This window comes from Aromatoleum bremense (genome assembly GCF_017894365.1).
Lineage (GTDB): Bacteria > Pseudomonadota > Gammaproteobacteria > Burkholderiales > Rhodocyclaceae > Aromatoleum > Aromatoleum bremense.
Genome location: NZ_CP059467.1, coordinates 1,027,257 through 1,046,820 on the forward strand (window position 1 = coordinate 1,027,257; position 19,564 = coordinate 1,046,820).

At 66.9% G+C, this 19,564-nt stretch carries 13 protein-coding genes; 11 read left to right on the forward strand and 2 right to left on the reverse strand.

What is annotated here, in order from left to right; all coding sequences use genetic code 11:
• The first annotated feature begins 117 nt into the window (after window positions 1-117).
• From tkt to pbN1_RS04880, 3 genes are all read left to right on the forward strand, one after another.
• The gene (gene tkt, locus pbN1_RS04870; RefSeq protein WP_169201505.1) at window positions 118-2,151 is read left to right on the forward strand and encodes a transketolase; all 2,034 of its coding nucleotides are present in this window, start codon (window positions 118-120) and stop codon (window positions 2,149-2,151) included.
• A gap of 44 nt (window positions 2,152-2,195) precedes the next feature.
• Window positions 2,196-3,212 carry a type I glyceraldehyde-3-phosphate dehydrogenase gene (gene gap / locus pbN1_RS04875; protein WP_169201504.1) on the forward strand — a complete coding sequence of 339 codons (1,017 nt, stop codon included), beginning with the start codon at window positions 2,196-2,198 and terminating at the stop codon, window positions 3,210-3,212.
• 63 nt (window positions 3,213-3,275) lie between these two features.
• Window positions 3,276-4,460: a phosphoglycerate kinase gene (locus pbN1_RS04880; protein ID WP_169201503.1), complete on the forward strand. Its 1,185-nt coding sequence runs from the start codon at window positions 3,276-3,278 to the stop codon at window positions 4,458-4,460.
• A 42-nt stretch (window positions 4,461-4,502) separates the two neighbouring features.
• Here pbN1_RS04880 and pbN1_RS04885 read toward each other — a convergent pair whose 3' ends face one another.
• A complete protein-coding gene (locus tag pbN1_RS04885; protein WP_169201502.1) occupies window positions 4,503-8,534 on the reverse strand; it encodes an EAL domain-containing protein in 4,032 nt (1,343 codons plus the stop codon).
• Window positions 8,535-8,986: 452 nt separating this feature from the next.
• Here pbN1_RS04885 and pyk point away from each other — a divergent pair, with 452 nt between their 5' ends.
• The 3 genes from pyk (at window position 8,987) to fba (ending at window position 12,946) form a co-directional block, all read left to right on the forward strand.
• Entirely contained in the window at window positions 8,987-10,435 is a 1,449-nt protein-coding gene (pyk, locus tag pbN1_RS04890) for a pyruvate kinase (protein ID WP_169201501.1), read from the forward strand.
• Window positions 10,436-10,686: 251 nt separating this feature from the next.
• Complete coding sequence (locus tag pbN1_RS04895; protein WP_169201500.1) at window positions 10,687-11,712, forward strand: peptidoglycan-binding protein; 1,026 nt, start codon at window positions 10,687-10,689, stop codon at window positions 11,710-11,712.
• 169 nt (window positions 11,713-11,881) lie between these two features.
• Complete coding sequence (gene fba / locus pbN1_RS04900) at window positions 11,882-12,946, forward strand: class II fructose-bisphosphate aldolase (protein WP_169201499.1); 1,065 nt, start codon at window positions 11,882-11,884, stop codon at window positions 12,944-12,946.
• Between the two features lie 12 nt (window positions 12,947-12,958).
• On the opposite strand, the gene pbN1_RS04905 is transcribed toward fba, so the two are convergent.
• Window positions 12,959-13,735 (reverse strand): DUF3047 domain-containing protein, encoded by a 777-nt coding sequence (locus pbN1_RS04905; protein WP_169201498.1) that lies wholly within the window; start codon window positions 13,733-13,735, stop codon window positions 12,959-12,961.
• 219 nt (window positions 13,736-13,954) lie between these two features.
• Between pbN1_RS04905 and pbN1_RS04910 the strand changes: the two genes are divergently transcribed.
• The 5 genes from pbN1_RS04910 to pbN1_RS04930 all read left to right on the forward strand — a co-directional run bounded on the left by pbN1_RS04910 (window position 13,955) and on the right by pbN1_RS04930 (window position 19,526).
• Window positions 13,955-14,626 carry a TIGR04283 family arsenosugar biosynthesis glycosyltransferase gene (locus pbN1_RS04910; RefSeq protein WP_169201497.1) on the forward strand — a complete coding sequence of 224 codons (672 nt, stop codon included), beginning with the start codon at window positions 13,955-13,957 and terminating at the stop codon, window positions 14,624-14,626.
• 48 nt (window positions 14,627-14,674) lie between these two features.
• The gene (locus tag pbN1_RS04915) at window positions 14,675-15,328 is read left to right on the forward strand and encodes a TIGR04282 family arsenosugar biosynthesis glycosyltransferase (RefSeq protein WP_169201496.1); all 654 of its coding nucleotides are present in this window, start codon (window positions 14,675-14,677) and stop codon (window positions 15,326-15,328) included.
• A 162-nt stretch (window positions 15,329-15,490) separates the two neighbouring features.
• Window positions 15,491-17,719: a putative bifunctional diguanylate cyclase/phosphodiesterase gene (locus pbN1_RS04920; RefSeq protein ID WP_169201495.1), complete on the forward strand. Its 2,229-nt coding sequence runs from the start codon at window positions 15,491-15,493 to the stop codon at window positions 17,717-17,719.
• A gap of 59 nt (window positions 17,720-17,778) precedes the next feature.
• The gene (locus pbN1_RS04925; RefSeq protein ID WP_210147659.1) at window positions 17,779-18,951 is read left to right on the forward strand and encodes an RNA-guided endonuclease InsQ/TnpB family protein; all 1,173 of its coding nucleotides are present in this window, start codon (window positions 17,779-17,781) and stop codon (window positions 18,949-18,951) included.
• Window positions 18,952-19,124: 173 nt separating this feature from the next.
• On the forward strand, window positions 19,125-19,526 hold the full coding sequence (locus pbN1_RS04930) for a PA2779 family protein (RefSeq protein ID WP_169201494.1): 402 nt from the start codon (window positions 19,125-19,127) through the stop codon (window positions 19,524-19,526).
• The last annotated feature ends 38 nt before the right edge of the window (window positions 19,527-19,564 follow it).

Sequence of the window (19,564 nt, forward strand, 5' to 3'; positions counted from 1 at the left end):
AATAGCTTTGCCGCGCCAGATACTTATCCGTTTTGCGGCGCAGCACGCGCTACCCCATCGCTGCCGTTTTCGGCGATAATTCCGCTTTTTTCAAGCCGTCACAGGCCAGAGAAAGCCATGCCGCCAGCCGCACACACGAACCCGCGCAACGTCACCCCCCCGGTCTTCAACCCGGTCACCGGCGCGATTCGCGCGCTCGCGATGGACGCCGTCCAGCAAGCCAACTCGGGCCACCCGGGCGCCCCGATGGGCATGGCCGAGATCGCCGAAGTCCTGTGGCGCCGTCACCTGCGCCACAACCCGGCGAACCCGCAATGGGCCGACCGCGACCGCTTCGTGCTGTCGAACGGCCACAGCTCGATGCTGATCTACGCGCTGCTGCACCTGACCGGCTACGACCTGCCGATCGAAGAACTCAAGCGCTTCCGCCAGTTGCACAGCAAGACTCCCGGCCACCCCGAGTATGGCTACACGCCGGGTGTCGAGACGACCACCGGGCCGCTCGGCCAGGGCCTCAGCAACGCCGTCGGCATGGCGATCGCCGAGAAGGTGCTCGCCGCTGAATTCAACCGGCCCGGCCACGCCATCATCGATCACCACACCTACGTGTTCGTCGGCGATGGCTGCCTGATGGAAGGCATCTCGCACGAAGTCTGCTCGCTCGCCGGCACGCTCGGCCTCGGCAAGCTGATCGCGTTCTATGACGACAACAGCATTTCGATCGACGGCGACGTCGCGGGCTGGTTCACCGACGACACGCCGAAGCGCTTCGAAGCCTACGGCTGGCACGTCGTGCGCGACGTGCAGGGCCATGTGCCGGCCGAGATCGACGCCGCGATCCGCGCCGCGAAGGCCGAGACCGGCCGGCCGACGCTGATCTGCTGTAAGACGGTCATCGGCGCGGGCTCCCCGGCCAAGCAGGGCGGCCACGACTGCCACGGCGCGCCCCTCGGCGCCGCGGAGATCACGGCCACGCGCGCGCATATCGGCTGGACCCACGCGCCGTTTGAAATCCCCGCCGATGTCTACGCCGAGTGGGACGCGCGCGAAGCCGGCAGGGCCCGCGAAGCCGACTGGAACGTGAAGCTCGCCGCGTACGCCGAGTCCTTCCCCGAAGCCGCCGCCGAGTTCGAACGCCGCATGAAGGGCGAGCTGCCGGCGAGTTGGGCGCAGCATGTCGACAGCGTGCTCGCGAAGTTCGGCGAGAAGGCCGAGACGATCGCGACGCGCAAGGCGAGCCAGAACTCGATCGAGGCGTTCGCGCCTGCGCTGCCCGAGCTGATCGGCGGCTCGGCCGACCTCGCCAGTTCGAACCTGACGCTGTGGTCCGGCTCGAAGGGCGTGTCGAAGGATTCCGGCGGCAACTACATCTACTACGGCGTGCGCGAGTTCGGCATGGCCGCGATCGCCAACGGCATCGGCCTGCACGGCGGGCTGATCCCCTACACCGCCACCTTCCTGATGTTCAGCGAATACGCGCGCAACGCGCTGCGGATGGCGGCGCTGATGAAGCTGCGCCAGGTGTTCGTGTTCACGCACGACTCGATCGGCCTCGGCGAGGACGGCCCGACGCACCAGCCGGTCGAGCAGACTGCGACGCTGCGCCTGATCCCCAACATGGACGTGTGGCGGCCGTGCGACACCGTCGAAACCGCGGTCGCCTGGGCGAACGCGATTGAACGCCGCGACGGCCCGTCGTCGCTGCTGTTCTCGCGCCAGAACCTGCCGTTCCAGGCGCGCAACCCGGAGCAGGTCGCGGCGATTCGCCGGGGCGCCTACGTGCTGTCGGAAGCGGCGAACGGCAAGCCGCAGGCAGTCGTCATCGCCACCGGATCGGAAGTCGGTCTGGCGATGGCAGCGCAACAGGCGCTCGCCGGCGACGACATCCATGTGCGCGTCGTGTCGATGCCCTCGACCAACGTGTTCGACCGCCAGGAAGCCGCGTACAAGGCGTCCGTGCTGCCGCTCGGCGTCCCGCGCGTCGCGGTCGAAGCCGGCGTTACCGGCCTGTGGCACAAATACGTCGGCCTCGAAGGCGCTGTCGTCGGCATCGACACCTTCGGCGAATCCGCTCCGGCGGGGGACCTGTTCAGACATTTCGACATCACCGCCGACGCGGTCGCGCGCGCCGTGCGCTCGGTCCTTCTTTAACCGCCCCGTTCCATATTCCTATATTCCTCGAGGGAGATTCTTCGATGACCATCAAAGTCGCCATCAACGGTTACGGCCGGATCGGCCGCTGCACGCTGCGCGCGCTGTACGAGTTGGGCCTGCGCGACCAGTTCGAGATCGTGGCGATCAACGCCTCCGGCGATCTCGCCACCAATGCGCACCTGACCCGCTACGACACCACGCACGGCCGTTTTGCGACCCCGGTCGCGACCGAGGGCGACCACCTCATGATCGTCGGCGACGACCGCATCCCGTTCTTCTCGACGAAGGACCCGCTGGCGGTCAACTGGGGCGATTTGGGCGTCGACGTGCTGCTTGAATGCACCGGCGCCTACACGTCGAAAGCGAAGGCCGAGGTGCTCCTGAAGCAGGGCGCGAAGAAGGTGCTGATCTCCGCCCCCGGCGGCGATGATGTCGATGCGACGATCGTCTACGGCGTGAACCACGAAGTGCTGACCCGCGACATGACTGTCGTGTCGAACGCCTCGTGCACGACCAACTGCCTCGCCCCGGTCGCGAAGGTGCTGCAGGACAACATCGGCATCGAGCAGGGCCTGATGACCACCGTGCACGCCTACACCAACGACCAGGTGCTGGTCGACGTGCGCCACAAGGACCTGCGCCGCGCCCGCGCTGCCGCACAGAACATCATCCCGACCAAGACCGGCGCGGCGAAGGCCGTCGGGCTGGTGCTGCCCGCGCTGAAGGGCAAGTTCGACGGCTTCGCGCTGCGCGTGCCGACCATGAACGTATCGCTCGTCGACCTCACCTTCACCGCCAGCCGTGCGACCTCGAAGGAAGAGATCACCGTGCTGATGAAGGAAGCCGCCAACGGACCGATGAAGGGCGTGCTGGCGGTCAATGAAGAACCGCTGGTGTCGATGGACTTCAACCACGATTCGCACTCATCGGTGTTCGACGCGACCCAGACGCGCGTCATGGACGGCACGCTCGTCAAGGTGCTGGCGTGGTACGACAACGAGTGGGGCTATTCCTGCCGCATGCTCGACGCCGCCCGCGTTTTCCACCAGGCCAAATAACAGTCCACCGACTCCCGACGCCCTGCTCTTCGCAGGGCGTTTTTTCATCCGGAAGAAACCCCCATGAACGTCAAGAAACTCGCCGACCTCGACGTCGCCGGCAAGCGCGTCTTCATCCGTGCCGACCTCAACGTGCCGCAGGACGAAGCGGGCAACATCGTCGAGGACACCCGCATCCGCGCGTCGCTGCCGTCGATCCGCTACTGCCTCGAACGGAGCGCCACCGTCATGGTCACCTCGCACCTCGGCCGACCGACCGAAGGCGAATGCCGCGCCGAAGACACGCTCGCGCCAATCGCCGTGCGCCTCGGCGAACTCCTCGGCAAGCCGGTGCGCCTGATCCGCGACTGGGTCGAAGGCGGCTTCGAAGTCCGGGCCGGTGAAGTCGTGCTGCTCGAGAACTGCCGCTGCAACAAGGGCGAGAAGAAGGACAACGAGGAACTCGCGAAGAAGATGGCCGCACTGTGCGACATCTACGTCAATGACGCGTTCGGCACCGCGCACCGCGCCGAGGCCACGACCCACGGCATCGCGCGCTTCGCGCCGGTCGCGTGCGCCGGCATGCTGATGGGCGCCGAGATCGACGCGCTGACGAAAGCGACCGAGAACCCGGCCCGTCCGCTCGTCGCGATCGTCGGCGGCGCGAAAGTGTCGACGAAGCTGACGATCCTCAAGACGCTCGCCGAGAAGGTCGACCAGCTGATCGTCGGCGGCGGCATCGCCAACACCTTCCTGCTCGCGTCGGGCAAGCGCATCGGCGAATCGCTTGCCGAACCCGAACTCGTCAAGGAGGCGCAGGCAATCATGGACATGATGAAGGCGCGCGGCGCCGAAGTGCCGCTGCCGGTCGACGTCGTCGTCGCCGACGAAGTGTCGGCGCTCGCGCGGGCGAACCGGATTCCCGTCGACGAAGTCGGCCCGCACGACCGCATCCTCGACGTCGGCCCGAAGAGCTCGGCAAAGCTCGCCGACATCATCGCGCACGCCGGCACGATCGTCTGGAACGGCCCCGTCGGCGTGTTCGAGCACAACCAGTTCGCCGGCGGCACGAAGATGATGGCCTCGGCGATCGCGCACTCCGAGGCGTTCTGCATCGCCGGCGGCGGCGACACGCTGGCCGCGATCGCGAAGTTCCACATCGCGCAGGACATCGGCTACATTTCGACCGGCGGCGGCGCTTTCCTCGAGTTCCTCGAAGGCAAGAAGCTGCCCGCGATCGCCGCCCTGGAGGCACGCTTCAACGACTGACGGCGCACCGGGCAGCGAGACGGCTGGACATGGCCGCCCCGCTCACCCGGCGGAGAGCAGGCCTGGCGACCGCCGGTTGTACTCCTGCATACGGAAAGCCTGGCGGACTGTCTCGCGCAGCGCCTCGTCGTCCCATGGCTTGGTGAGGAACTTGTAGATCGCGCCCTGGTTGATGGCATCAGTGACCGACTGCAGTTCGGTATACCCGGACAGGATAATGCGCACCGTGTCGGGGTGGAGTTGCTTGACCCGGAAGAAGAACTCGGTGCCGGTCATTTCCGGCATCCGCTGGTCGCACAGGATCACCTGCACCGTATTGAGCGCCAGCAGCTCGAGCCCTTCGCGCGCGCTGTTGGCAATGAGGATGCGGTAGCCCTCGGTGCGCAACTGGCGGCGCAGCGCCGCCATCACGTTCGGCTCGTCGTCGACCAGCAGCAGCGTGCGCGCTGCCTCCTCGCCGCCGCCCGTGGCGGGAGCCAACGTCCGCTGCTCGCGCAGCAGTAGCGCGTACTCGGCGGCGGGCAGGGGCCGGCTGAAATGGTAGCCCTGGATCTCGTCGCAGCGGTGCGCACGCAGCCAGGCGAGTTCCGCTGCGGTCTCGACGCCTTCGGCGATCGTTTTCAGGCCGAGGTTGTGGGCCATGGCGATGATGGTCGCGACCATGGCGGCGTTCCCGGGGTCGGCCTCGACCTCGTGCACAAAGCTGCGATCGATTTTCAGTGCAGCGACGGAAAAGCGCTGCAGATAGCTCAGCGACGAGTAGCCGGTACCGAAATCGTCGAGCGACGTTCGCACCCCGAGCTGCTTGAGTTCGCACAGCACGCGCATCACCTTGTCCACGTCCTGCATCGCCATGCTTTCGGTCAGTTCGAACTCGAGCCGTGCCGGCGTCATGCCGGATTCCGCCAGCACGCGCCCGGTGAGGGCGATCAGATCGGTTTCGCCGAGCTGGCGCGCCGAAAGGTTGACGGCGATGCGTCCCGCCGCCAGCCCCGCCGTGTGCCACGCCTGATTCTGGCGACAGGCCTCGCCCAGAACCCACTCCCCGATCGGGACGATGAGGCCGGTTTCCTCGGCGAGCGGGATGAACTCCACCGGCGTCAACAGTCCGCGCTGCGGGTGTTGCCAGCGTACCAGCGCTTCGGCCCCCGTGATGCGACCGCTCACCAGATCGACCTGCGGCTGATAGTGCAGCAGCAACTCGCCGCCGGCCAGGGCCTGGCGCAGCTCGCGTTCCATTGTCAGGCGCTGGTCGACGCGCCGGTTCATCTCCGCGGTGAAAAAGCGGAAACCGTTGCGCCCGGCCGCCTTCATGGCATGCATCGCCGCATCGGCGTTTCTCATCAGCGTGTGGCGGTCGCCACCGTCACGCGGGTACAGGCTGATACCGATGCTGCAGCTCACCACCAGCTCCTGTCCGTCGACATCGAGCGGGCGCGTCGTCTCCACCTGGATGCGCTGCTGCACGACGTACGCCGCTTCGTCGGCCCCGACTCCGGGCAGCACCAGGACGAACTCGTCACTCCCCATCCGCGCTGCGGTGTCGCCTTCACGCACGCATGACAACAGCCGCACGCCCATGGCGTGCAGCACCTGGTCGGCGCAAGTGTGGCCGAGTCCGTCGTTCACCAGCCGGAAGTTGTCTAGATCCACGGCCAGGACCGCGACCTCGCTGCCGTCGCGCGCGGCCTGTGCGATGGCCTGGTCGAGACGGTCGGCGAGCAGGTTGCGGTTCGGCAGGCCGGTGAGCTCGTCGTGGTTGGCGAGGTGCTCGAGTTCCTCCTCGTAGCGCTTGCGTTCGGTCACCTCATGCATCACCGACACGAAATGCGTCACCTGGCCCACGCGATTGCGCACCGGCGACACCGACAACTCGATCCAGAACTGGCTGCCGTCCTTGCGGTAGTTGCGCAACTCGGCCCGCCCATCGCGGCCCTCTCGCAGCGCGAGACGGATCTCGTCGAGACCCACCTGCTGCATATCCTTGCCGAGCAGAAAACGCCCGTTGTGCCCGACCGCCTCGGCGGCGCTGAAGCCCGTGATGCGCTCGAAAGCCGGATTGACATAGGTAAACGGGTAGTCGTGAAGCTCGGCGGAAGAGATCATGATTCCATCGCCGGACGACTCGATCGCCCGATCGCGCAGAAGCAGCGCCTCTTCGCTCTCGCGCCGGTACGAGATGTCGCGCACGACCCCCACCGCGTGCCATTCGCCATGCAGCTGCAGCGCAGAAACCGACAGCTCCACCGGGAACGCGCTACCGTCGCGCCGGCGTGCGGTCAATTCGAGAAGCTTGCCGACCACAGGCCCTTCGCCCTGCGCCCGAAACGCCGTCAGGGCCCGTCGCGCCGTATCGCCGCCGTCCTCGCCTGCGAGAAGCACGTGGACCTCCTGCCCGATCGCCTCGGCAGCGGTGAAACCGAAGATCCGCTCGGCCGCCGGATTCCAGTAGCCGATCCGACCGGCGGCATCGATCATGATGATCGCATCCTGGGCCGAGCCGCTGATGGCGCGAAAACGCTCCTCGCTCTCGGTGAGCCGATCTGCTGCCTCCTTGTGCGCGTGGCGCGTACGCAGGTTGGCGATGCCGTAGCCCAGGTCGCAGGCGAGTTCCTCCAGCACCGCGATCTCGTCGGCGTCGAACACCTCATACGCGTGCGCGTGCAGCACGAGCACACCGAAGACCTGCGCGTTCAGCGTCAGGGGCAGCGCGAGGCCGGTGTGGCAATCGCACTGCGCAAGGCCATCGGCGACAGAGCGGTAGAGCGCGTCGTCGCGCAGGTTCGAGCACAGTACCGGGCGTCGTTCGGTGATCGCCCGCCCGACGAAACCCTGGCTGCCCTCGGCGTCCGCACCGCTCCAAGCGAGCCGTGCTGCATCGAGCGCGTCTGCCGGCACGATCGTCGCCGCCCGCATCGCCGCTTCGTCGGCATCCAGCAAGCCTGCCCAGACGACACGGTAGCCACCGCTATCGACCAGGATGCGGCACACGTCGCCGAGCAGTGCTGCCTCGTCCTCGGCACGCACCAGCGCGCCGTTGCCCTGGCTCAATACACGCAGCACCCGGTTCAACCGCCGCAGGGCATCCTGTGCGCGGCCGCGCTCGGCGATCTTGGTTTCCAGACTGTGGTTCGCCTCGGCCAGCTCACGGGTGCGCCGGCCGACCTCGCGCCGCAAGGTAAGCGGCTGCCTGAGCAGGATATTGGCCTGGTATGCGACGAGGCCGCTCGCCAGCAGCACGAGCAGCCCTTCGAGCAGCGTCCGCAGCCACGAGCGCCAGCCGTCCACAGGCGCCACACGCAAAACCCACTTGCCACTGCCGATCTCGAGCTCCCGCACCACCGGATCGACCAGCGGCGCCTTCGCGTAGCGTGCAAGAATGGCGGGCTCGCTGCCCGCCGGGTCGATGCGGACCAGCTCGTAGGCATAGCCCGCCTCGCCCATCTGGCCCAGGTGGGCGGCCCCGAGGAGCCCGTCGAGCGGCAGCGCCACCGTGACGAAACCCCAGAAGCGTTCGTCCGCGCCCGAGCCGAAAAAAACCGGCAGGCGCCCGATGAAGCCACTCGCACCGCGGCTTAGCGGCAGCGGGCCGGCCAGCACCGGCCTTCGCAGTTCGAGCGCCGCCATGGCTTCGGGTCGACGTAGCGGATCGCCGAGGATGTCGATGCCGGCGACACGCTCGTTGCCACCGAGCGGGAAGATTTGCGCGACGACGCCGTCGGGCGCCAGGACCAGGCCGCTGATGCCCTTGTAGACCGGCAGCATTCCGGCGGCGACACCCGGGAAGTCATCGACCACGCCCCGGCCCTGGCGCACCAGCGCAGCGAGCGCATGGGTGGCCGACAGCGCACGCTCGACGAGTGCCTCGATGGCGTGCGCGTGATCGACCGTGCGATCGAGCGCGATCGCGCGCCGATCGTCCATGCGACTCGCATCGGCCTGGTAGATGAGCGTCCCGCCGAGGGCCATGGCTGCGGCGAAAACCGCGCCAACGACCAGATTCACGCGCCGCAGGCCCATGCGGCCGTCATCATCCCGTGACGCGGGTGCGGCGTCGGGTGCGACGGCCGCCATCAGAGAGTCGATCCCGCGGCCAGCCCTTTGTACGTCCCCCGGCGCTCCCGTCCGGCGGCGCTCCGGCCGGCCGATAAGGAACAGGCACGCAGTTTGCCGCCACGCGGCTCTCGTTGGGATTGTCTTCTCATGCTGTTGCAGCGGCTCCGGTCTGGTGTTCGGTCATCACCGAATGATGCGGCAGAGCTTGCCCGAAGCCCGTAATCCTTCACAAGGAAATACTTTACGGACAGACGCGATCGCATGGCGTGGCATGGCGTGGCGGCTGCCGCGCTCCATGCGGCCTGCGGCGCACACTCGACGCGCAACGGTCGATCGTCCCCGCGCAGCCGGTTCACCGCACCACCGGCGGAACCGCGCTGGCGCCACCACCGTAGCCGGGCTGCGGATGGCCCCTTGACCTTGGGGTAGAATTCATCCCCCGCAAACCGTCACCGGACTCGATACCCGCCATGCCACGCCACACCAAGATCGTCGCCACCCTCGGCCCCGCCTCGTCCGACCCGCAGGTGCTCGAACGAATGGTTCACGCCGGCGTCGACGTCGTGCGGATGAATTTCTCGCACGGCAAGGCGGAGGATCACGTCGCGCGGGCCGAGGCGATCCGCGAAGCGGCATCGCTGGCGGGCCGGCCGGTCGGCATTCTCGCCGATCTGCAGGGACCCAAGATCCGTGTCGGCAAGTTCGCCGAAGGGCAGGTCGAACTGCAGCGGGATGCCGGATTCATCCTCGATGCGCGCTGCGAGCTCGGCAACGCGGAGCGGGTCGGACTGGACTACAAGGACCTGCCGAAGGACGTCAAGGCCGGCGACGTGCTGCTGCTCGACGACGGGCGGCTGAAGCTGACGGTCGCGCGCGTCATCGGCCACGAGATCCATACCGTCGTCAAGGTCGGCGGCACGCTGTCGAACAACAAGGGCATCAACCGCCAGGGCGGCGGCCTGACTGCGCCGGCGCTGACCGCAAAGGACATGGACGACATCAAGACGGCGGCGAAGATCGGCGTCGATTTCGTCGCGGTGTCGTTCCCGAAGAGCGCGGCCGACATGTACATGGCGCGCCAGCTGATGCGCGCGTCGGGCGTCGATGCGCTGCTGATCGCGAAGATCGAGCGCACCGAAGCGGTCGCGAACCTCGATGAAATCCTCGACGCTTCCGACGGCATCATGGTCGCGCGCGGCGATCTGGCCGTCGAGGTCGGCGACGCCGCGGTGCCGGCGCTGCAGAAGAAGATGATCCGCGCCGCGCGCGACCGCAACAAGCTGACGATCACCGCGACGCAGATGATGGAGTCGATGATCACCAGCCCGGTGCCCACGCGCGCCGAAGTCTCCGACGTCGCCAACGCGGTGCTCGACGGCACCGACGCGGTGATGCTGTCGGCCGAAACCGCCTCCGGCAGGTTCCCCGTCGAGGTCGTCGAGGCGATGAGCCGCGTGTGCCTCGAAGCCGAGAAGTCCTCCGACGTGGCGCTCGACCGCGACGTGCTCAACCGTGTCTTCACGCGCATCGACCAGTCGATCGCGATGGCGGCGATCTGGACGGCGTGGCACCTCAAGGTCAAGGCGATCGCGTCGCTGACGCAGACCGGCTCGACCGCACTGTGGATGAGCCGCCTCAACAGCGGTGTGCCGATCTACGCGCTGACTCCCGAAGCGAGCGCGCGCAACCAGATGACGCTGTACCGCGAAGTCTTCCCGCTGCTGATGTCGCAGACCCACCAGGATCGCGACGTGTTGCTGTGGGAGGCCGAGCAGATCCTGATCGACCAGGGCGTCGTCGAGCGCGGCGACCTGATCGTGCTGACGATCGGCGAGCCGATCGGCGCGTCCGGCGGCACCAACACGCTGAAGATCGTGCGCGTCGGCGAACATCTGCCGCCGCACGTCAGCGATCTGTAGTCGCCGCGGGGGCACCGCGGGCCGGCGGCCCGCCCGCGGAGAGCTCTTCCCGCCCCTGAGGCACCCGCCAGACGGCCGCAACGGTCACTCCTCTGGCATACAGCGGGTGCCGCTACTCAGGCCCGTGTCCGCGTTGAGGATGACCAGGTGCTGGCCTATACTCGCAGGGTGGCAAACCGGACGTCATCGCACCCGTTGCGCCCGGCGCAAAAATAAGCACAAGGTCACTTTTTCGCCAGGGGGAATCCTCGATGATGAAGTCACAGCTCAAAGCGCTCGCCTGTGCGGGCTTCGCGACCACCCTCGCCGGCTGTCTCGGGTCGATGCCGGTGCAGTCCGGCAACGTCGGCGCAAAGACCGTCGCGACCGGCGCCGCCGGCGGCGCCAGTGCCGAGAACGCCAGCGGCCAGCTCGAGCGCTGCGATCGCCCCTTCGGCACAATCGCGGTCGTCGAAGACCAGAACGCGTCGTGGTACCACATCCTGTCCGGCCAGTACCGGCTCACCTCCACCGTGCCGGTGCTGCGCCTCCTGATGCAGCAATCCAACTGCTTCATCGTCGTCGATCGCGGCCGTGCAATGGGCAACATGCAGCAGGAACGCGCGCTGCAGCAGACCGGCGAACTGCGCGCCGGCAGCAACTTCGGCAAGGGCCAGATGGTCAGCGCCGATTATTCGATGACACCGGAAGTGCTGTTCAGCGAGCGCGGCACCGGCGGGCTCGGGGCAATCGCTGGCGCGGTCGGCGGCAGCATCGCCGGAGCCCTCGTCGGCAGCATGAAGACGAACGAGGCGGCGACGCTCTTGACCCTCGTCGACAACCGCTCGGGCGTGCAGGTCGGGGTTGCGGAGGGCAGCGCGAAGAACACCGACTTCGGCCTCGGCGGGCTGATCGGCGGCGGCGGTGCGGGCGCCGGACTCGGCGGCTACACCAACACGCCGCAAGGCAAGGTCATCGCCGGGGCGTTCATGGATTCGTACAACCAGCTCGTGCGTGCGATGCGCAACTACCAGGGCCAGACGATGGGCGATCGCGGCCTCGGCACCGGCGGCCGGCTCGCGGTCGACGGCGCGGCGCAGCCCGCCGGCTATTCCGGCGGCAAGATGGGCCTGCGCGAGGCCCAGGCGAAGCTCAACCAGCTCGGGTTCGACACCGGCGCGCCGGACGGCAAGATGGGCGCGAAGACGCAAAGCGCGCTGCGCGAATACCAGGCCGAGCGCAACATCCCGCTTACCGGCCGGCTCGACGCGGCGACCCAGGCCGAACTGCTGAAATAGGCGAAGCCGTTCGCAACGCCGCAACGGCCCGGCCCCGCCCGGGCCGTTTCACATCGAAACCCCATTCGCGGACTGCCGGGCCCACCATGCGCGAACAGACGCTAGAATGCGGTCCAATTTTCAACATCGCGCGCCCGCCATGCCGGCGACCCAACTCCGGAGAAGTACCATGCCCCTCGTTTCCATGCGCCAGCTGCTCGATCACGCCGCCGAGAACGGCTACGGCCTGCCGGCGTTCAACGTCAATAACCTGGAACAGGTCCAGGCGATCATGGAAGCGGCCGCCGAGGCCGACAGCCCGGCCATCATGCAGGCCTCGGCCGGCGCACGGAAATACGCCGGTGAGCCGTTCCTGCGCCACCTCATCGACGCGGCGATCGAAGCCTACCCGCAGATCCCGGTCGTCATGCACCAGGACCACGGCCAGTCGGCGGCGATCTGCATGGCCGCGATCCGCTCGGGCTTCTCGAGCGTGATGATGGACGGCTCGCTGCTCGAAGACGGCAAGACCCCGTCGTCGTACGACTACAACGTCGCGGTGAGCCGCGAGGTGGTCAAGTTTTCCCATGCGATCGGCATCACCGTCGAAGCCGAGCTCGGCTGCCTCGGCTCGCTCGAGACCGGCCAGGCCGGCGAGGAAGACGGGCTCGGCGCCGAAGGTACGCTCGACCATTCGATGCTGCTGACCGACCCCGACCAGGCCGCCGACTTCGTCAAGCAGACCGACTGCGACGCGCTCGCGATCGCGATCGGCACCAGCCACGGCGCATACAAGTTCAGCCGCAAGCCGACCGGCGACATCCTCGCGATCGAACGCGTCAAGGCGATCCATGCGCGCATCCCGAACACGCACCTGGTCATGCACGGCTCGTCGAGCGTGCCGCAGGAACTCCTCGAGATCATCCGGCAGTACGGCGGCGACATGAAGGAGACATACGGCGTACCGGTCGAGGAGATCCAGACAGCGATCCGGTTCGGCGTGCGCAAGATCAACATCGACACCGACATCCGTCTCGCGATGACCGGCGCGGTGCGCAAATTCATGGCCGAGAATCCGTCGAAATTCGACCCTCGCGAGTTCCTCAAGCCGGCGCGCGAAGCGGCCAAGCTGGTCTGCAAGGCGCGCTTCGAAGCGTTCGGCTGCGCCGGCCAGGCGAGCCGCATCAAGCCGATGCCGCTGGAAAAAATCGCTGCCCGTTACAAGAGCGGTGAATTGACCCAGGTCGTGCGCTGAGCTCGCACCGCGTCATCGCTCGGCGACGAAGCGCAGGTCGCCGAACAGCGTCGTCACCCGCTCGCCGGTGTTGTCGGTATCGGCGCTGACGGCGATGCCGACGATGCGCGGCGCGGCTTCGCCGAAGGCCGCGCGAAAATCGGCGGCGACGTTGCGACGCACGCTTACCCACTGCCCGGCGTGCGCTGCGCCGCTATCGACGACGACCATCCTGACGCGGTCGGTATAAGGGTTCGGTCCGATCGCGCCCGGCGGCTGCGCCGTGCCCCATACGTACGCGAGCGCGGCCGCGGGCAGTTCGGCTCCGTACAGGGCGCGCCCGAGCGTGATCCTGGCCCGGTCGGCGAGCGACAGCCGTTCGACCGGATAGTCGAACAGCACATACACCCTGCCGGCGTAGTCGTCGCCGCCCTTGTGGCTGAAGTCCGAACCGGCCACCGGGCGGGAAACTTTCCAGCGCCATTCCAGCACCGGCGTTTCCGCCGGGTCGACGTCGAGCGGCTGGGCAAGCGTCGACGCGGCGGCGTCCGAGCGGACCCGCAAGACCGTCCGGCCGTCGTCCTCGACGAGGTCGAAACGGTTCTGCCGTTCGACTCGCGGCAGCGGCTGGTGTCGCCATGGAGCGGGCGGCGCCGTGCCGGGTTCGGCCGCCGAGAACGGCGCCGGCGCCGGCGTCTGCGCCAGAACCGGCGACGGGAAGATTGCCGCGGCAAACGCCAGCAAACACGCTGCTACGATCATCCCCGCGCGGTGCGCGACGCGGCGGCGAAATCGCAAAACTCTTTTCATGCACGCCTCCCGCAGGATAAGGTTGTCCAGGCCGCCTCGCGCGGGGAGCTTTCCGTTCCGGCGGACGGCGACGACGTGACTGCCGCCAGTGTAGACTGCGGGCCGATGCCGTCGGCACGTTCGAAGCAGACGCGCCTCGCGCAGGCGCCCGCTGCCCGGCCACCGCCCGCCCCACGGAGAAAACACATGCCTGCCCCGCTGCCCCGGCTGCGCTAGACAATGAAGCTGTCGATCGTCATCCCGGTCCTGAACGAGGCCGGCAACCTGCCCGGGCTGCTCGCGCGGCTCGCCCCGCTGCGCGCGCGCGGCACCGAGATCATCGTCGTCGACGGCGGCAGCAGCGACGGCTCGGCCGGGATCGCCGAATGCGCCGGCGTCGTGACCCTCTGCAGCCCCACCGGCCGGGCGTGCCAGATGAACGCCGGCGCCGACCGCGCGACGGGCGACGCGCTGTTGTTCCTCCATGCCGACACGACGCTGCCGCCGTCCGCCGACCGCATCGTCGCTGCGGCGCTGCAGGGCAGCCGCGCCTGGGGCCGTTTCGACGTCCGCATCGACGGCCGCAGCCCGATGCTGCGCGTCGTCGCGGCGATGATGAACCTGCGTTCGCGGCTCACCGGCATCGCCACCGGCGACCAGGCGATCTTCGTCACGCGCCAGGCTTTCGATGCCGTCGGCCGCTTTGCGCAGTTGCCGCTGATGGAAGACATCGAACTATCCCGGCGCCTGAAGACGATCTCCCCGCCGGCGTGCGTGCGGCAGCGCGTGCACACCTCCGGACGGCGCTGGGAGACGCGCGGCGTGTGGCGGACGATCCTGCTGATGTGGCGGCTGCGCTGGGCGTGGTGGCGGGGTGTGCCGGCAGAGCGGCTCGCCGAGCGGTACCGCTGATGAAACAACCCCCACGCTCACTGCGTTCGCGGCCCGGCGCGTACTGAGATGCCCGCCGAAGCCGCGACGGCGAAGCCCGTGCGCATCCTCGTCTTCGCCAAGGCGCCCCGGCCCGGCTTCGCCAAGACGCGGCTGATCCCCGCGCTCGGTGCCGCCGGCGCTGCGGCGCTCGCACGCCGCATGCTGGACGACACGCTCGCGGCCGCCGTCGCCGCCGCGGTCGGGCCGGTCGAACTCGTTGCGACCCCGCCCATCTGCACACGCGCCTGGAGCGATGTCGCGTTGCCCGCCGGAATCGCCGTCACCGACCAGGGCGAGGGAGACCTCGGCCGGCGCATGGCCCGTGCGGTGCGGCGTACGGCCGAACGGGGTGAAGCGGCGCTGCTGATCGGCACCGATTGCGTCGACCTGAGCCCCGCGGTGCTGCGTGCCGCGGCGGCAGCCCTGCGGACGCACGACGCCGTGATCCACCCGAGCACCGACGGCGGCTACGTGCTGCTCGGCCTGGCGCGTTTCAGCCCGCAGCTGTTCAGCGACATCGCGTGGAGCACCGAAACGGTCGCCGCAGTCACGATCACCCGCCTCTGCGCGCTCGGCTGGTCGCTGCACGTGGGCAAGGCGATGCATGACATTGACGTTGCCGACGACCTGCGGCATGTGCCTGCGGGCCGGGCGGACGGAGACGGGCCGGCAAGGCAATAACCGCCCGTTATCAGCAGCGGCCTTTCCCGGAACATGCCACTGGAGTATAGTCCGCGAGCTGCCCGACCGTTACCATTTGTTACCACTCGCTTCCGGCGTCGAATGGGGCGAACCGCTCGGGTTTTCGTCATTCGCCCGCCGGTGCCAGGCCCTCCAACTCCGATGATTTCGATCAAGACCATCCGCGGACTCCTACTGATCGCGGCAGTAGTGTTCTCCACCGCACTCGTCGCAATGACGCATTACGCGGTTTCCGGCGTCGTCGAACGCGCAGTGCGCGAAGAAGCGATGCACGGCGCCGACACGTTCGCCGAGATGACTTCCCAGTCGATGTTCGAAGTGATGGTTGCCTGCGCGCCGGTGGTCCCCGTCGCGATCATCGCGGCATTGCTGATGGTGATGTACATCCGCCGGCGGATCGACCGCGCGATCCGCGGCTTTGCGCACGACATCCGCTCGGTGAACAAACTTTCCGACCTGCGCCAGCTCGCGCAGACCAGCCTCGATTTCGGCTTCACCGAGTTCAGCCCGATCGCCGACGAGGTCAGGCAGCTGACCGAGCGCGTGCGCTCGATCGCCGTCGACAAGGAGATGCTCGAATTCGAGATCCGGCTGCTCGAAAAATTCATCCTGACCTCCGACGTCGTCAAGGACTGGCGCGAATACGTCAACCGTCTGCTGATCGACATCGACGACGTGATGCCGGCCTACGCGCTGTTCTCGATCTTCAAGATCGGCGACGACATCTTCGACCTCGAGGTGTTCTGGCGCTACGCGCCGTCGAGCGAGAGCAGGCGGCTGTTCGAGGAAACGGTCAAGGAATCGCTGAGCCGCAATCCGTACTTCACCGGCGGCTATGCGGTCAACATCGAACACAACGTCGCCGACGGCTCGCGCCAGATTCCCGACCTGATGCACGGCGACCTCGAGGTGCAGACGAAATCGCTGCTGCTCGATGCGCCGAAGATCGGCGGCATCGTCGGCATCGGCATGCAGGCGCAGGCGAGCCCCGAGGCGACGCGCTGGCTGGTCGTCGAGAGCATCCTGTCCACGCTCCTGAACGTCGTCGGTTCGGTCAAGGCGATCGACAAATACACCAAGGATCTGGAGTATTACGCGACGCGCGACCCGCTGACGAACCTCTATAACCAGCGCGTGTTCTGGGAGCTGCTCGACAGCGAGGCGGTCCGTTCCGGGCGGCACGGGCACAAGTTCGGCCTCGCTGTCCTCGACGCCGACAACTTCAAGTCCGTCAACGACACCTACGGGCACAGCTTCGGCGACGTGCTGCTGCAGGAAGTCGCAACGACGATTCGCGGGGCGATGCGTGAGGACGACCTGCTCGCACGTTACGGCGGCGACGAGTTCGTCGCGATCCTGCCCGAAACCGGCCTCACCGGTACGATCGAGGCCACGCGGCGGATGATGGACGCGGTCGCCGGCCTGTCGATCGAGACCCCGGACGGGGCCCGCGTCGGCAGTTCGCTGTCGATCGGCATGGCGGTGTATCCGGACCACGCGGTCGAGACCAGGGATCTGTTCCTGTTCGCCGACAGCATGATGTACCGGGCGAAGGCCGAAGGTAAGGGCCGCGTCGCGATTCCGACCGAGCACGACGTCGTCGAAGTGTTCCGCTCGCTGTCCGAGAAAAGCATCCTGATCCTCGCCGCCGTCGAGGCACGCGGCGTGATCCCGTACTACCAGCCGATCATCGATCCGCGCACCGGCAAGGTCGAGGCGCTCGAAGTGCTCGCGCGCATCCGCCTCGAGGACGGCACGATGCTCGTCGCCGACGCTTTCGTCGGGATCGCGGAAAAGATGGGGCTGATGCACAAGCTCGACTACATCCTGATGGAACGGGCCCTCGAGGCCGCCGTTGCCGCAAACTACCAGGGCCTGCTGTTCCTGAACATGTCGCCGCGCGCACTGGTGCTCAATGATTTCATCCCGGAAACCCGGCGCATCGCCGGCTCATCGGGGTTCGAGCCGTCGCGTATCGTGTTCGAGATCACCGAGCGCGAAACGATCAAGAACATGGTGCTGCTCGAACGCTTCATCAATACGCTGCGCGCCGAAGGCTTCCGGCTGGCGATCGACGACTTCGGCTCGGGCTTCTCGTCGTTCCACTATGTCAAACGCTTCCCGATCGATTTCCTGAAGATCGACGGCGACTTCATCCTCGGCATGGGACACAACGACAGGGACCGTGCGCTGGTGCGCAGCATCGTCGCGCTGAGTCGCGAACTGGGCATCCGCACCGTCGCCGAATACGTCGAGGACGGCGAGGTGCTGGCCGGCGTCATCGGGCAGTCGATCGATCTCGCGCAGGGCTACCACATCCGCCGCCCCACGGCATCGATCGCCGAAGCGCTCGACGTGCGACTGCATTGACCCGATGCGCGACAAGCCTCGACCTTCAGGGCGGGGAAGGATAGCGCGGACGGCGTCCTTTGGTTTCAGCGTGGCGTCTGCTGCTGTTCGATGTATGCCGCTTCGTGTTCAACAAGGCGCTGGCGTTGCAGAAGGTGCATTACGAGTCGGGTGAGAAAAAACTCGGCTACTCGGGACTGTGCAAGCTGCTCACCGAATGGCGCAATGGCCCGGAAACACCGTGGCTGGCCGATGCGCCGTCGCACCCGCTGCAACAAGCGCTCAAGGATCTGGAGCGCGCCTACGCCAACTTTTTCGCCAAGCGGGCCGACTTCCCATGCTTCAAGAAGAAAGGGCAATCGGACAGCTTTCGCTATCCCGACCCGAAACAGATCAAGCTCGATCAGGGCAACAGCCGACTCTTCCTGCCGAAACTCGGCTGGCTGCGCTACCGCAACAGCCGGAACGTGCTCGGCGAACTGCGCAACGTCACCGTCAGCCAGTCGGGCAACAAGTGGTTCGTGTCGATTCAGACGCAACGCGAAGTGGAGCAGCCCCTGTCGGCAACGACTACCTCAATCGGCATCGATGTCGGCATTGCCCGCTTTGCCACCCTGAGCGACGCGAGCTTCATCGCACCTCTCAACAGCTTCAAGAAACATCAGCAGCGCCTTGCGCGCTACCAGCGCCGCATGAACCGCAAGGTCAAGTTCAGCAATAACTGGAAGAAGGCCAAAGCCCGCGTCCAGAAGATTCACACCGGCATCGCCAACGCCCGTCGCGATTTCCTGCACAAAGCCACAACAACGATCAGCCAAAACCACGCGCTCGTTTGCATTGAGGATTTGCAGGTACGGAACATGTCCAGGTCTTCCAGGGGCAATAGCGAACAGCACGGCAAGAGGGTCAGCCAGAAGGCCGGCCTGAACCGCGCCATTCTCGATCAGGGATGGGGTGAATTCAGGCGACAACTGGATTACAAGCTGGCGTGGAGCGGCGGCTATCTCGTCGCCGTGCCGCCGCAGAACACGTCGCGCACCTGTCCGTGCTGCGGGCAGGTGTCAGCGGACAACCGACAGACACAGGCGAAATTCCTGTGCGTCGATTGTGGCTACGAAAATCACGCCGATGTGGTCGGCGCGATCAATGTTTTAGAGCGGGGATACCGCTTGTTAGCCTGTGGAGAGTCGGCGCAGTCAGGCTGCTCGATGAAGCAGGAACCCACCGAAGCGACTACGCAGCCTATCGCGTAGCGCCGTAGGAATCCCCTTCCTTTACGGCAGGGAGGATGTCAAATACTTTTCGATACTCCTTTGTCCTCGCGGACGCCACCCGCCGCACCTACAATGAAACGGCCCGGACCGTTCCGGTGCGCGAACGGTGGCGGCGCGACGATTCCCGGCGGGACAAGAAGAGGAGACGAATCATGAAACAGCTACAACGACTGTTCGCGATGTTGCTGGCCATCTGCTTTGTCAATGCGACGATGATCCAGGCTGCGCAGGCGGCACTCGTCACGACCGAACAGGTCGCCGGCATGGCCGCAGCTTCTCCTCAGGATTCGCCGCATGCGCGCCTCGGTGCGCTGATGACCCGCGCCGACGTGCAGGCCCAGCTCGAGCGCTTCGGCCTGAGTCCCGACGTCGCCAGGGAGCGCATCGCGGCCCTTACCGACGACGAAGCGTCGCTGCTCGCACAGCAGATCGAAAACGCCCCCGCCGGCGCCTCCGACGTGCTCGGCGTGCTGCTGTTCGTGTTTATCGTGCTGCTGGTCACGGACATCCTCGGCTTGACGAAAGTCTTTCCGTTCACGCGTTCGGTCCGCTAGCGCACCGAACGACACCGTGCGGCCCAGCCCCCGTCGAC